This is a genomic window from Blastomonas sp. RAC04, assembly GCF_001713435.1.
In the GTDB taxonomy this organism is placed as follows: domain Bacteria; phylum Pseudomonadota; class Alphaproteobacteria; order Sphingomonadales; family Sphingomonadaceae; genus Blastomonas; species Blastomonas fulva.
On sequence record NZ_CP016460.1, the window covers coordinates 3298220 to 3312500 of the forward strand.

General features: G+C 66.0%; 13 protein-coding genes (1 of these 13 only partly in view). 9 read left to right on the plus strand and 4 right to left on the minus strand.

Features of this window, described 5'->3' with window-relative positions; translation table 11 throughout:
- Positions 1–16: 16 nt before the first annotated feature.
- Both BSY18_RS16350 and BSY18_RS16355 read right to left on the minus strand, forming a co-directional pair.
- Positions 17–910, minus strand: coding sequence for a polysaccharide deacetylase family protein (locus BSY18_RS16350; RefSeq protein WP_069051213.1), 894 nt, complete (start codon positions 908–910; stop codon positions 17–19).
- Entirely contained in the window at positions 910–1590 is a 681-nt protein-coding gene (locus BSY18_RS16355) for an isochorismatase family protein (protein ID WP_069051214.1), read from the minus strand. Before BSY18_RS16355 ends, BSY18_RS16350 begins: the two co-directional genes overlap by 1 nt.
- A gap of 82 nt (positions 1591–1672) precedes the next feature.
- On the opposite strand from BSY18_RS16355, the gene BSY18_RS16360 reads away from it, so the two are divergent.
- The 8 genes from BSY18_RS16360 to BSY18_RS16395 all read left to right on the plus strand — a co-directional run bounded on the left by BSY18_RS16360 (position 1673) and on the right by BSY18_RS16395 (position 10659).
- Complete coding sequence (locus BSY18_RS16360) at positions 1673–3046, plus strand: alpha/beta fold hydrolase (RefSeq protein ID WP_069051215.1); 1374 nt, start codon at positions 1673–1675, stop codon at positions 3044–3046.
- Between the two features lie 12 nt (positions 3047–3058).
- The gene (locus BSY18_RS16365; RefSeq protein WP_054136534.1) at positions 3059–3556 is read left to right on the plus strand and encodes a hypothetical protein; all 498 of its coding nucleotides are present in this window, start codon (positions 3059–3061) and stop codon (positions 3554–3556) included.
- Positions 3557–3757: 201 nt separating this feature from the next.
- On the plus strand, positions 3758–5134 hold the full coding sequence (locus tag BSY18_RS16370) for a 3-isopropylmalate dehydratase large subunit (RefSeq protein ID WP_069051216.1): 1377 nt from the start codon (positions 3758–3760) through the stop codon (positions 5132–5134).
- Complete coding sequence (gene leuD, locus BSY18_RS16375) at positions 5127–5735, plus strand: 3-isopropylmalate dehydratase small subunit (RefSeq protein ID WP_236823391.1); 609 nt, start codon at positions 5127–5129, stop codon at positions 5733–5735. Before BSY18_RS16370 ends, leuD begins: the two co-directional genes overlap by 8 nt.
- Positions 5728–6645 carry a hydroxymethylglutaryl-CoA lyase gene (locus tag BSY18_RS16380; RefSeq protein WP_069051218.1) on the plus strand — a complete coding sequence of 306 codons (918 nt, stop codon included), beginning with the start codon at positions 5728–5730 and terminating at the stop codon, positions 6643–6645. The genes leuD and BSY18_RS16380 overlap by 8 nt, the downstream gene beginning before the upstream one ends.
- Complete coding sequence (locus BSY18_RS16385) at positions 6642–7829, plus strand: CaiB/BaiF CoA transferase family protein (protein WP_069051219.1); 1188 nt, start codon at positions 6642–6644, stop codon at positions 7827–7829. The genes BSY18_RS16380 and BSY18_RS16385 overlap by 4 nt, the downstream gene beginning before the upstream one ends.
- Positions 7826–8428, plus strand: a complete 603-nt coding sequence (locus tag BSY18_RS16390) for a VOC family protein (RefSeq protein ID WP_083231527.1) — start codon at positions 7826–7828, stop codon at positions 8426–8428. Before BSY18_RS16385 ends, BSY18_RS16390 begins: the two co-directional genes overlap by 4 nt.
- Before the next feature lie 152 nt (positions 8429–8580).
- The gene (locus BSY18_RS16395; protein ID WP_069051983.1) at positions 8581–10659 is read left to right on the plus strand and encodes a catalase; all 2079 of its coding nucleotides are present in this window, start codon (positions 8581–8583) and stop codon (positions 10657–10659) included.
- Positions 10660–10720: 61 nt separating this feature from the next.
- On the opposite strand, the gene BSY18_RS16400 is transcribed toward BSY18_RS16395, so the two are convergent.
- A complete protein-coding gene (locus tag BSY18_RS16400; protein ID WP_431521402.1) occupies positions 10721–12352 on the minus strand; it encodes a spinster family MFS transporter in 1632 nt (543 codons plus the stop codon).
- 125 nt (positions 12353–12477) lie between these two features.
- Between BSY18_RS16400 and BSY18_RS16405 the strand changes: the two genes are divergently transcribed.
- A complete protein-coding gene (locus BSY18_RS16405) occupies positions 12478–12954 on the plus strand; it encodes a low molecular weight protein-tyrosine-phosphatase (protein ID WP_054136527.1) in 477 nt (158 codons plus the stop codon).
- A 6-nt stretch (positions 12955–12960) separates the two neighbouring features.
- On the opposite strand, the gene BSY18_RS16410 is transcribed toward BSY18_RS16405, so the two are convergent.
- Positions 12961–14281, minus strand: partial view of a lipopolysaccharide biosynthesis protein gene (locus BSY18_RS16410; RefSeq protein WP_069051221.1) — the 3' portion only. The gene runs 194 nt beyond the window's last position; 1321 of the gene's 1515 nt are visible here — the last part of the coding sequence; the start codon falls outside the window, past its right edge; it ends in the stop codon at positions 12961–12963.

Here is a 14281-nt window from a genome sequence, read left to right on the forward strand (position 1 = left end):
TGCATCAGCATAGCCCTCATGCCTGCTGCTCCCGCCAGGCATCGACGATCTCGCCCGCAGTCGCGATCCACGCGCGGCCGTCCGCTGCAATATGCCGCAGCACCTCCTCGAACGGGCCGATGCGGTGCGGCTGGCCGATCAGATAGCTGTGCAGCGGGATGCACATCACCGTGCCGCCGGGGCCGTCTTGCGCCTCGCCTTCCTTCGCCAGTCGCTCGAACTGGCGGATCAGCGTGTCGGCATAATCGCGCGGGCTCATATTATAGATGAAGAAGCCATAATGGTCGTTGACCTCGAGGCTGTAGGGGATGGCCGTCAGCCGCCCGGATGCAGTCTTCACATCGGTCGGCTGATCGTCGTGATAGAGGTCGCAGGTGTAATCGAGGCCATATTCGGCGATCAGATCGAGCGTGCGCTGTGTGTGGGTGAGCGCAGGCGCCAGCCAGCCGCGAATCCGTTGACCGGTGGCGCGCTGAACCGTCGCGATGCTGTCCTCGATGATGCTGCGCTCCTGCGCCTCGTCCATGCCATAGCTGTAGCGGGTGTTGTAGATGCCGTGGCTGAAGAACTCCCACCCGCGCTGGCGGGCGTCCTCGACCACTTCGGGAATATGATCGCATAGCGCCACCGACAGGCTGACCGATCCGGGAAAGCCGTGCCGGGTCATCACCTCGGCCATCCGCCAGTGGCCGACACGGTTGGCGTGGTCGCGGTGCGCATAGCCGACGACATCGGGGTGCGGCTTGGTCCAGCTCTTGCGGTGCGGATTGGCGGGCGGATCGATCTCGTAATATTCAAGGTTGGGCGCGACCCAGACGGCGCAGCTCTTGCCGCCGGGCCAGCGCACCTTCGGGCGCCCGCGCCAGGGAGCAAAGTCGTAGAGTTGCGGGTCGCCGTGCACCGCCTCCATCACCGCGCCTCCAGCCAGTCGATCACCGTCTGCACCGGCTCGACATCGGCGTATTTCAGCTGCAGGTCGGTAAGGTTGGCGAAGTGATAGCTCTCGTGCTTGTCGGCGCAGGTTTCGATGGGCACGATGGTGCGATAGCCGTGGCTCAAGGCATCGACCGCAGTCGCGCGGACGCAGCCCGATGTGCTGCCGCCGGTGACGACGACGGTGTCGACGCGGTGGAATTGGAGATAGCTCGCCAGCGGGGTCTCGAAGAACGCGCTGGGCATGCGCTTGGTGTAGTGGAGGTCGTGTGGTCCGAACTCGCAGCGCGGATCATAGGCGTGGCGCTCGCTGTCATAGCGGATGTTCTGCAGGCTGTCGGGGGTGTCGGTGCGTGTGCCCCAGACGCCTGCATCGGCGGCATCGTCCTTGTAGGCGACGCGGCTCCAGATCACCGGCATGTCCTTCTCGCGTGCCAGCCGCGAGATGGTGTTGATGTGTTCGATCTGGCGGGGGTCGGTCTCGTAGGCGGTCTTGAACATGTCGATCCGGGTATAGGCCTGCTGCACGTCGACATTGATGATCGCGAGCTTTTGTCCAAAACCGAACTTTTTGCGCGCCGGATTGGCCATCACCGCTTCGAACAACTGCCTTGCGGTCTTGTCCTCGCGGATCATCCGGGTGCCGACAATCTCCATGGTTCCTCCACTTATTTCCGATTCGAGAGCATAATAACAAAAAAGGGCTTGTCGAGATGAATTTGTCCGGACAAATTGGGGCATGACTCGGATCACCCGCCACTATGTCGATGTGCCGCTGCCCGATGGCCAGCGTCGTCGCGTGCATTACCGCATGGCGGGCAGTGGGCCGCCCTTGCTGATGATCCATCAGAGCCCGCGCAACAGCGGCGAATATGCCCCGTTGATGGAGCGCTGGGCCGACCATTTCACCTGCATCGCGCCCGATACGCCGGGTTTCGGCCAGTCCGACCCGTTGCCGGACATTGCCGACATCAATGATTTTGCCGATGCGCTGGTGGATCTGATGGACGCGCTGGGGCTGCCGGCGTGCCCGGCTTATGGCTTCCATTCGGGCGGGATCATCCTGGTGACCGCGCTCAAGCGCTATCCCGAGCGGTTCACCGGGCTTGCCATCGGCGGCTATGCCATCTGGACTCCGCAGGAGATGGCGGTCTTCGGGCAATCCTATCTGCCACCGTTCCAGCCATCGGCCTATGGCGAGCATCTGGTGTGGCTGTGGAACCGGATCCTCGAGCAGAGCTGGTTCTTCCCCTGGTTCGATGTTCGCGATGCCGCACGGCTTCCCGGCGCGCATGCCGATGTCGCGCGAGTCGATATGGCGGTCCGCGAGATGCTCGATGCGGGCGATGCCTATCGCGCAGGCTATGGCGCGGTGCTGCGCGCAGCCCGCGACATTCCGCCGCCCGATGCGGCAACGCCGCCGGTGCTGATCAGCGCCTATGATGGCGATCCGCTGCAGACGCATATCGACCGGCTGGGCGATATGCCTGCGCTCTGGCGTGCGCAGAAATGCGCCACCCCAGCCGATCATCAGGCGCTCAGCCTCGATTTCCTGCGCGCGTTGCTGCAGGCCGCAGTGGTGACCCCCGCGCAAACCGCCGATGCGGGCTTTGTCGGTATCGACACCGGCGATTTTTGCGGCCTGATCCACTGGCGGGGCGACCCTGGCGCGGGCGTGCTGCGTCTTCATGCGCCGGGGGAAGAGCTTGCCGCTGTGCCGCCGGGCGCGCTGGCGATCGATCTGCCCGGCCATGGCCTGTCCGACGGCTGGGCGGGCGCGGCGCCGACACTCTGGGCGCCCTGGCAAAAGGTGATCGATGCGGTCGCCGGGCATTTCGGCATCGGCGATATCCGGCTTCCCGACACGCCGAAGGGGGATCCCGCGCTGCTGTTTCCCGATCTTTCGCCCGACCGTTATGGCACGCACCTGATCCGCGCATGGCAGATCGTGCGCGCGCGGCACTTTTTCGTGCCGCATCATGCCGTCGGCGCCGCCCAGGCGATCGCGTTCGACCCTGTGCACATCACCCCGGACTATCTGGCACGCGAACACCGCGCACTGCTGCGCGCGACAGCGGCGCGTGCATTGTGCGAAGCCCTCAACACCCGATAAGGAGCAAGGATCATGGGAATACGCGAAGACATGCCGATACTGGCGCGCCACGAAGGCGTGTGGGACGGGGTGTATACCTATTACAACGCCGCCGGCGAGAAGATCGACGAGCACCAGAGCCGCTTGTTCTGCCGTTTCCCCGATGACGGGCCTTTCCCCTATCACCAGACCAACCATTACACCTGGCCCGACGGCCGCACCGAAATCCGCGAATTCCCCGCAGACTATCGCGACAAGCGGGTGTGGTGGGACAATGATCTGATCGTCGGCTGGGCCGCCGAGGTCGGGCTCGACGAATACAACCGCACCGTGATGCTCTACTGGCAGCGTCAGGGCGACCCCTCGCTCTATCTGTACGAGATGATCCAGATCTCCGACGACGGCAACTCGCGTTGCCGCACCTGGCACTGGATCCGCAACGGCCTGCTCGAGACCCGCACCGCGATCCAGGAAACTCGCGTCAGCCATGACTGGCGCGCGGTCGAAGCGGAGATGGCGGCGGGTGCGTGAGGGGCATCTGACCAAACCTTCTCCCTCGATGGGAGAAGGATACGCAGCCTTGTCGGCTTTGCCGACTAGGCGCAGTTGGATGAGGGTGAGCGGCGTCGCGGCAACGCTGGCGCGGCGCATTCACCCTCACCCAGCTTCGACTAGGCTCGCTGTGCTCGCCAAGTCTGCGCAACCCTCCCCCATCAAGGGGGAGGGAAATCGGTGACCACCCTGTTCGACCGCATCTGGGACGCGCACGTCGTGGCATGCCTGCCGGGCGGCGCGGCGCTCGTCGCGATCGACCGGGTGCTGCTGCACGAGCGCACCGGTGCAGCGGCGCTCAACGCCTTGCGCGATGCCGGGCGGACTGTTGCCGATCCGGGCCGCGTGTTCGCGATGATGGACCATATCGTCGATACGCTTCCCGGGCGCACCGACCGCACGCTGATGCCTGGCGGTCAGGCGTTCATCACCGAAACGCGCGCGGCGGCGCGGGCAGCGGGAATCAGGCTGTTCGATGTGGGCGATCCCGACCAGGGAATCATGCACGTGGTCAGCCCAGAGCTCGGCATCGTGCTCCCCGGCCTCACGCTGATCGCGCCCGACAGCCACACCTGCACGCAGGGCGCGCTGGGGGCGCTGGCTTGGGGGATCGGATCGTCCGAGGCCGAGCATGCGATGGCGACCGGCACCCTGCGGCTGACCCGCCCCAGGGCGATGCGCGTCACCTTCACTGGCGCGCCGGCGCCCGGGGTCACGGCCAAGGACATGATGCTGTCGCTGATCGCGGCGCATGGCGCAGGCGGCGGGGCGGGGCATGTCGTCGAATTTGCCGGGCCTGCGGTCACCGCGCTCGACATGGAAGCGCGGATGACATTGTGCAACATGGCGACCGAGTTCTCGGCCTTTGCCGGGCTGATCGCGCCCGACAGCGTCACCTTCGCGTGGTTGAAGGGCCGCCGTTATGCGCCGCAGGGTGCGGATTGGGATGCGGCATTGGCGCAATGGCAGACGCTGCGCAGCGCCGATGATGCCGCGTTCGATGCGGAAATCACGCTCGACGCAGCGTCGATCGCGCCAATGGTCAGCTGGGGCACCAGCCCGCAGGCGAGCGTTGCGGTCAGCGGCAATGTGCCGGCCGACGCCGGACAAGCAATGCTCGATTATATGGCGCTCGCCGCCGGGGCGCCGCTGATCGGCACACCAATCGATGCCGCGTTCATCGGCAGCTGCACCAATGCCCGGCTGTCGGATCTGCGCCGCGCCGCTGCCTTGCTCAAGGGCCGCCATGTCGCCCCCGGCATCCGCGCGATCTGCGTGCCCGGTTCGAGCGCGGTCCGCCGCGCCGCCGAGGCCGAGGGGCTCGACCGGGTGTTTGTGGACGCAGGCTTCGAATGGCGGATGAGCGGCTGTTCGATGTGCTTCTTTGCCGGTGGCGAGAGCTTTGCCGAAGGATCGCGCGTGATCTCCTCGACCAACCGCAATTTCGAGAGCCGCCAGGGGCTGTGCGTGAAAACCCACATCGCCAGCCCCGAAACCGTCGCCGCCAGCGCTGTCGCGGGTGCCATCGCCGATGCGCGGGAGCTCGCCCATGGCTGAACCCTTCACCACGCTGACCTCGATTGCCGCGCCTTTGCTGCGCGACAATGTCGATACCGACGCGATCATTCCTTCGCGCGAGATGAAGAGCACCGGCAAGACGGGGCTGGCGGGCGGGCTGTTCGCGGGCTGGCGCTATCTCGATGCGGAGCGAAACCCCAACCCCGATTTCGTGCTCAACCAGCCGGAATACAGCATGGCCGCGCTGCTGCTGGGCGGACGCAACTTCGGTTGCGGGTCGAGCCGCGAGCACGCCGTCTGGGCGCTTGCCGAATACGGCATCCGCTGCATCATCGCGCCCAGCTTTGCGCCGATCTTCCACGGCAACTGCATCCGCAACGGGATCGTCCCGGTGGTGCTGCCCACCGAGGTCATCGCGCCGCTTGCAGGGCAGCAGGTGCATGTCGATCTCGCCGCGCAGGCGGTCAGCGCCGGGGATGCGACCTTCCACTTCGAGATCGACGGAGAGGCCAAGGCAATGCTGCTCGAAGGGCTCGATGCCATCGACCTCACGTTCAAACACCGCGCGGCGATCGCCGCGTTCCACGCGCGCGACCGTTCGCAGCGCCCCTGGGTCTATCTGGAGCAGAACCATGCCTGATATCCTCATCAGCGAGGTCGGCCCGCGGGATGGGCTGCAGAGCATCGATCGCGTGATGCCCACCGAGGCGAAGAAACGCTGGATTGCGGCTGAAGCCACCGCAGGCGTGCGCGAGATCGAGGTGGGCAGCTTCGTGCCGCCCAACCTTTTGCCGCAGATGGCCGACAGCGCCGAGATCGTGGCATATGCGCGGACCATTCCCGGGCTCAACGTCGTGGCGCTGGTCCCCAACGCCAAGGGCGCGGCGCGGGCGGTGGAAGCGGGCGCGCATGCGATCTCGATCCCGTTCTCGATGTCCGAGACACACAGCCTCAAGAATGTGCGCAAGAGCCATGCGCAGATGCTCGAGGAGATCGCTGCGATCGCCGTGCTGGCGCGCGAAGGGGGCGTGCATTTCGCGGTCGGCCTTTCCACCGCGTTCGGCTGCACGATGGAAGGCCCGGTCGACGAGGGCGCCGTGGTGCGGCTGGCGGTCGCGGCGGCCGAGGCCGGTGCGCAGGAGTTCAGCCTCTCGGACACCACCGGCTATGCCAACCCGGCGCAGGTCAGGCGGCTGGTCCGCGCTGTCAGGGCAGAGGTCGGCGCGGAGCGGATGACCACGCTGCATCTGCATAACACGCGCGGGCTGGGGCTTGCCAATGCGCTTGCCGGGCTCGACGAGGGAATCACCACGCTCGATTCCTCTCTCGGCGGGCTGGGTGGCTGTCCTTTCGCGCCCGGCGCTTCGGGCAATATCGTCACCGAAGACCTGGTGTTCATGCTCGAGGCGATGGGGGTGGATACCGGCATCAATCTCGACGCGCTGCTCGCGGTGCGCGCCATCCTCGCCGAGGCACTGCCGGGCGAACCGCTCTACGGCTTCACCCCTGATGCGGGGCTGCCGCTGGGTTTTGAAAGGCAAACCGCATGACCGGTCCGCAACCGCTCAAGAACCTCAAGGTCGTCGAGTTCACGCATATGGTGATGGGCCCGGCTGTGGGCGCGATCCTCGCCTCGCTGGGTGCCGAGGTGGTGCGGGTCGAGCCGATCGGTGGCGACCGTACACGCAAGCTGATCGGATCGGGCGCGGGCTATTTCCCGATGTACAACCGCCACAAGGCGAGCATCTGCCTCGACCTCAAGTCGCCCGACGGGCTGGCGGTGGCGCGCGATCTGGCCGCTGGTGCCGATATCCTGATCGAAAACTACCGCCCCGGGGCAATGGACCGGCTGGGGCTGGGCTATGAGGCGCTCGCTGCCAGCAATCCGCGGCTGATCTTTTGCAGCGAGAAGGGCTTTCTCCCCGGACCCTATGAGGAGCGCACCGCGCTCGACGAGGTCGCGCAGATGATGGGGGGCCTTGCCTATATGACCGGACCGCCCGGACGCCCCTTGCGCGCGGGGTCGAGCGTCATCGATGTCACTGGCGGCATGTTCGGGGTGATCGCGATCCTCGCCGCGGTCGAGGAGCGCCATCGCACGGGACGGGGGCAGAAGGTGCAAAGCTCGCTGTTCGAGACCACCATCTACCTGATAGGCCAGCACATGGCGCAGCTTGCGGTGACCGGCAAACCTGCGGCGCCGATGCCCGCGCGGATCAGCGCCTGGGCTATCTACGACGTGTTCGAGACCGCCGACGACAAGCCGATCTTCATCGGCGTGGTCACCGACGCCTTGTGGGAGAAGTTCTGCGCGCTGTTCGGGCTCGACGATCTGTGGGCGGATGAGAGCATCCGCGAAAACACCGCGCGGGTGCTGGCGCGCGACCGGATCATGCCGCAAATCCGCGCGCTCGTGCAGACGTGGAAGCGCGACGATCTGATCGCCAGGCTCGAAGGCACCGGCCTGCCGTTCGCGCCGATCGGACGGCCCGAGGACATGTTCGACGATCCGCACCTGCTCGCCAGCGGCGGGCTCGAGCCGGTGACCTTGAGCGACGGGACGACCACGATGCTGCCGACGCTGCCGATCGAGATGAACGGCGCGCGCCCCCATGCGCATGCGGCGCTACCGGAGGCGGGCGCGGATACGAAGAGCGTGCTGGCGGGGCTGGGTTATGACGAGGCGAGGATCGAGGCGCTGCTGGCGAGCGGCGCGGTGGAAGGAGAGGGATGATGGGCTACAACAATCTGTGGATCGTGATGGTGCCGATGGCCCTCTGCGCCTGCACCGCCCACGCGCAGGACAAGCCCGGGACCGCCTCGCCCCCCAGGTCTCCAGGAGTCGAAGCGCCCGCGCAGCGGCTGCCCACCGATATCCGCCGTGTCACGCTGATCGTGCGCGACATGGAAACCTCGCTGAGGCTGTACCGCGATGTCGTCGGCCTGCAGGTCAATTACGATACCGTCGTCGAGACCAGCGGCGTTGCGCTGCCCGCAGGCGAGCCGGGGGCCAAGGCGCGGCTGGTGCTGCTCAATTCGAACGATCCGTTCATCGGCTGGATCGGGCTGATGCAGTGGGTCAGTCCGCCGCTGCCCGATCCGGGGCCTTATCCCAAACGCATGGGGCCGGGCGGCACGGTGATCGTGATGAACACCGATGATGTCGATGGCCGCTGCGCCGCCGCTGCCAAAATCCCGGGCGTCACCATGACCGCGCCGCCCAGGATGCAGGAATATCCGGGGCGCAATGGCGGTCCGGTGATCCGGGTGCGCGGGTGCAACTTCTTCGACCCCGATGGCACGCTGATCGAGATGAACCAGATCCTCAAATAACCGAGCCAGATTCTCTTCTGCCCCATGCATCGCATTGCCGCACCGGCGCGTAGGTGGCGCAACGGCGCGAGTGCGCCTGGTTGGCGCGCGACCTGAAAGGCCCCCATGGCCCTGTAATCCGTGCGTTGATCGATGATCAGCAGGAGCTACGCATGACAAAATCCGCGCACGAAACGACCACCGGCCAGGGCGGCGAAACCCATCAGCAGGCGAGCGGCGACACCCCCGTGCTCACCACCAACCATGGCATGCCGATCTCCGACAACCAGAACAGTCTGAAGTCCGGCGCGCGCGGCCCCACGCTGCTCGAGGATTTCGTGCTGCGCGAAAAGATCTTCCATTTCGACCACGAGCGTATCCCCGAGCGCATCGTCCATGCACGCGGCACCGGCGCGCACGGCGTGTTCGAGGCAACCGACGACATTTCCGACCTGACCCGCGCGGCCGTCTTCACCAAGGGCGAGAAGACCGAGGTGTTCGTGCGCTTTTCCACCGTGGCGGGCGGCGCCGGATCGGTCGATACCCCGCGCGACGTCCGCGGCTTTGCGGTCAAGTTCTACACCCGTGAGGGCAACTGGGATCTCGTCGGCAACAACATCCCGGTGTTCTTCATCCAGGACGCGATCAAGTTCCCCGATCTGGTGCATGCAGTGAAGATGGAGGCCGATCGCGGCTATCCGCAGGCGGGCAGCGCGCACGACACCTTCTGGGACTGGGCGTCGCTGATGCCCGAATCGACCCATATGCTGATGTGGGCGATGTCCGACCGCACCCTGCCGCGCTCGCTTCGCATGATCGAAGGCTTCGGCGTCCACACCTTCAAGATGGTCAATGCCGCTGGCAAGGCGAGCTTCGTCAAGTTCCACTGGAAGCCCAAGCTCGGCATCCAGTCGACGATCTGGGACGAGGCGCTGAAGCTGCAGGCGGCAGACAACGACTATCACCGCCGCGATCTGTTCGAAGCCATCGATGGGGGCGACTTTCCCGAATGGGAGCTCGGCATCCAGGTGTTCGACCAGGAATTCGCCGATGCGCAGCCCTTTGACGTTCTCGATGCCACCAAGCTCATCCCCGAAGAGGATGTGCCGGTGCGGATCATCGGCACGATGACGCTCAACCGCAACGTCGACAATTTCTTCGCCGAGACGGAGCAGGTTGCCTTCCTGCCGACCAACATCGTTCCGGGAATCGATTTCTCGAACGATCCGCTGCTGCAGGGCCGTCTGTTCAGCTATCTCGATACGCAGAAGTCGCGTCTGGGCACGACCAACTTCCACCAGATCCCTGTCAACGCCCCGCGCTGCCCGTTCGGCAATTTCCAACGCGATGGCATGATGCAGACGATGGTCCCCAAGGGCCGCGCCAATTACGAGCCCAACTCGCTTGCCGAGCATGGCGAGGAAGCAGGGCCGCGCGAAAGCGCCGCCAAGGGCTTTGCCACCACCAATCTCGCCAGCGGGCCGGACGAGCAGGGCGACAAGCTGCGCATACGCGCCGAGCTGTTTGCCGATCATTACAGCCAGGCACGGCTGTTCTATCGCTCACAGACCGAGAATGAACAGGCGCATATCGCCTCGTCGTTCGTGTTCGAGCTGTCGAAGGTCGCCGATCTCGATCAGGTGCCCGCGCGCATGGTCGCCAATCTGCGCAACGTGGATGAAGATCTCGCCAAGCGTGTCGCCGATGGCCTGAACATCGAGCTTCCTGCCAAGGCGGAAGCTGCGCGCAAGCCGGTCGACATGAAGCCTTCGGACAAGCTGTCGATCCACAAGAACATGAAAGCGACGCTCAAGGGCCGCAAGGTTGGCGTGCTGATCGCCGACGGTACCGATGCCGGCGAACTCGACACGCTGACCAAGGCCATCGAAAACGCCGGAGCCACCGTGTTCGTCGTCGCGCCCAAGGTGGGCGGGGCGAAGCTTTCCGACGGCAAGCTGCGCAAGGCCGACGGCCAGCTCGCCGGAAGCCCCAGCCAGCTGTTTGATGCGGTGGCGATCGTGCTCTCGGACGACGGCACCAAGATGCTGCTCAAGGAAGGCGCTGCTGTGCAGTTCGCGATGGATGCCTTTGGCCACCTCAAGGCGATCGGGCATTCCAAGGCGGCCAAGCCGTTGCTCGACAAGGCAGGCGTCGAACCCGATGCGGGCGTCACCGGCACCGGCGACGATTTCATCAAGGCCGCAGCAACGCGCTTTTACGACCGCGAACCTGGCGTGCGCATGCTCGCCTGATTCACCTTAACCTGACTTATCCCGATCCGGGCGGTGCCAGCGGCATCGCCCGGATTTTTTATCAGACATCCTCGCCAGCCGCGCGCGCGCGTTCGACCACGGTGCGTTCGGCCAGCGGCACGCTGCGATAGGCGGCAAGCAGCAGCGCGATCCCCGCAGGCACGATCACCAGGATCGACAGCACGCCCGTCGACAGGCTGCCGGTGACCACCGACATCTGCCCGGCAAGATAGGGCCCGAGCGCCAGCCCGAACAGGGTGGTTGCGAGGAAGAAGGTCGCGGTCGCGGTGCCGCGCATCCGCGGCATCACCAGATCCTGCGTGGTTGCAGCCGCTGCCCCCAGTGCCGAGCTTGCGAACATGTTGGCGAGCGATGCGAAGATGGCAAAGCGCACGAAATCCATATCCGATGCAGGATCGGAAGCCGTGGTGAAGGCTAGATAGATCGGAATGACCGGCGTGAGCAGGCCGAAGGCGATGACCATGATCCGGCCGGATTCATGCCGCGCGCGCAGCCAGTCCGACATCCGTCCGCCCATGATCACCCCCAGGAAGCCGCCCGCCGCGCCGCCACCGCCGAGCCAGAAGCCGATCCGCGCGGTCGATTCGCCGAGCACCTGCGCCGCATAGCTGGGGCCGAATGCGGTCGAGGCATAAGACAGGAAGGCGACGCAGCCATAGCCCAGGATGGTGTAGAGAAATGCGGGCGATCCCCAGATCAGCGCAAAGGTGGCCGAATCGCGGCGCCTGAGCGAGGACGCCCAGGAGAAGACGGCATAATAGCCGACGCCGATGCAGATCCATTGCAGCGTCGCTCCGGTCAGCCAGATCAGCCCGGTGGCGGCGAGCGCGATGATGGCGATGGCCGCCACGTTGGTGGCCAGCGCTGCAGCGCCGCGCTGTGCTGCGGAAATCAGCGTGAACGGCGGGATCACCGCGAACAGCTCCTGCAGAAAGCCGCGGAACGGATCTGCTGCCGGAGGGGTAGGCAGGCCATCGACCAGACCGCGCACCGGCTCGCGCAATGTCGCGACCCAGGCCGCGAGGAGCAGCCCGGGGACGCCCACCGCAAGGAACGCCGCCTGCCATCCGACCAGCCCCATCGGGCCGCCGCCGGGATAGGCGTTGTTCCAGCCTGCGACGATGAAGCCGCCGATCATCAGCGAGATGCCGCCGCCGAAATACAGCCCCGCCGAATAGATTGCGAGCGCGGTGCCGCGCATGCGCTTGGGGAACATGTCCGAGATCAGCGAATAGGCAGACGGGCTGGCGGTCGCCTCGCCCACGCCCACGCCCATCCGCGCCAGACCCAGCATCGTGCCGTTCTTGGCAAAGCCCGATAGCGCGGTCATCGCCGACCACACCGCCAGCCCCAGGGTCAGCAACCGCACCCGGTGCCAGCTGTCCGCCAGTCGCCCGAGCGGAATGCCGAACAGGGCGTAGAACACCGCAAAGGCGGTGCCATAGAGGAAGCCGATATCGGCATCGTCCAGGCCCAGGTCCGCCTTGATGTCGGGGGCCAGAATGGTGATGATCTGCCGGTCGATGAAGTTGAGCACATAGACGAGAAACAGGATGCCAAGGCCATACCAGGCATAAGGCGATGCGTGGGTTGCGGCGGACGGGGGCACATCCGCCGGGGCTGCCGGATGATCCGGGTTGGGGGTGTCCAGAGTACCGATTGTTCCCGTCACGTGGCCGCATCTCCCATTGCTTGTTCTTGTCCCGCACCTTGGCTAGCAGAGCGACGGGTTCGTGCAAGCGCCTATCGGGCGCGTGCGACGGAGCGCCGCTGCGCCTTGAGGAAAGAGACCGTGCCATGGCTGAACGACTGCCCGCGATCGTTTTCGTGTGCCTGGGCAACATCTGCCGGTCGCCGCTGGCAGACGGCGCGCTGCGCCACGAGGTCGCGCGGCGCGGACTTGGCTGGACGGTCGATTCGGCAGGGACCGGCGGCTGGCACGCCGGCGATGCGCCCGACAAGCGCGCGATCGCGGTGGCCGCGCGGCATGGCGTCGATATTGCCGGATTGCGCGCGCGGCAGGTGCGGGTGGATGATTTCACCCGGTTCGACCTGATCCTGGCGATGGATCACGACAATCTGGCCGGGCTGCACGCCATTGCTCCGCGCGCGCACCGCGCCGATGTGCGGCTGGCGCTCGATCTGGTCGAGGGACGGACGGGGCAGGCGGTGGCCGACCCCTATTATGGCGATGCGCGCGGGTTCGATGCGACCTGGGCCGACGCGCAGGCGATCGCTCACGCGGTGCTGCGGCATTTCGGTGCGGCAGGCTGATCCGCGTCAGGCGGCGACCGGCTCTTCCAGCGGCGGGGGCTGGCGGCGCAGCAGGCCGATGGCATCGCGCAGCATCTGCGGGGCCAGCATCCGCAGCAGCAGCACATAGCTGAGCGCACCAAGCCCAGCGAGCAGCGCCAGCCGCGCCATCACCTCGCCCAGATTGCTGTCGAGCGCGCCTGCCAGGCCCACCCGCATCGTCCACACCAGGGCCGCCATCGCCGCCGCGGCGCCGACCCCGGGCGCACACGCGATCAGCACATCGCGCACCCGCACCCCGATCACCGGGCAGGACTGCCACAATGTAAAGGCGAGCACGAGCGGCATGCCGATCACCCAGCCCATCGCCAGCCCGTTCACGCCGAACTGCACGCCGATCAGGAACATCAGCGGCATCACCACCGCGCCAAAGGCCGAGCAGCGCACCGTGATCCGCGGGTGGCCCAGCGCATTGACTGCGGGCGCCATCAGCACGTGCAGCGTCATGAACGGCATCGCGATCGCGAACAGCTGGACCAGCGGCACCATCTCCAGCCATTTTGCGCCGAACAATGTGTAGACCGCCTCGGGCGCGGTGACCGCCAGCCCGGCATAGACCGGGCAACTGATCAGCATGATCAGCGCAATCGCCTTGAGGAACGCCGCCTGCAGCCGCGCAGGTTCCGCCTGCAGCCGGGCATAAGCGGGGAAGGCAACCTCGTTGAGCGGGGGAATCACCTTGGCGGAGAACATCTGCGCCAGGAACAGCGCCTCGGCATAGAGCCCCAGCGCGTGCGGATCGAGCGCACGGCCGGCGATCAGCACGTCGGCCTGGGTCTGGATGCTCCACAAAAGGTGGCTGGTCAGCATTGCCCCGCCAAAGCCGATCATCGCGCCGGTGCCCTTGAAGTTGAAGCTTGGCCAGACGATGAACCGCTGCGCGATGCACAGCCCGATCGCGCGGGTCCACACCATCGATGCGGGCGCGGCGACCAATGTCCACACACCCCATCCCGACAGCGCACAGACGATGGAGGTGGTCGCGCACACAAAGGCCGAGACCAGATTGACGATCGCCAGCCTGCGAAAATCGAGCGCGCGGCTCATCAGCACCTCGGGCACGGCCATGAAGGGCGTGGCGATATACATGATGGTCTGCCAGCGCAGCAGGTCGGTCACCATCGGCTGGTTGTAATAGGCCGCAATGGCCGGTGCGGCGGTGAACTGGATCGCGGCGATGCCGAAGTTGAGAATCAGCAGCAGCCCGAAGGCCTGGCGCACGCGGAAGCGATCGATTCGCTCCTGCTGGATCAGCGAGCTGGCAAAGCCGTATCCGTTGAGGAAGGTG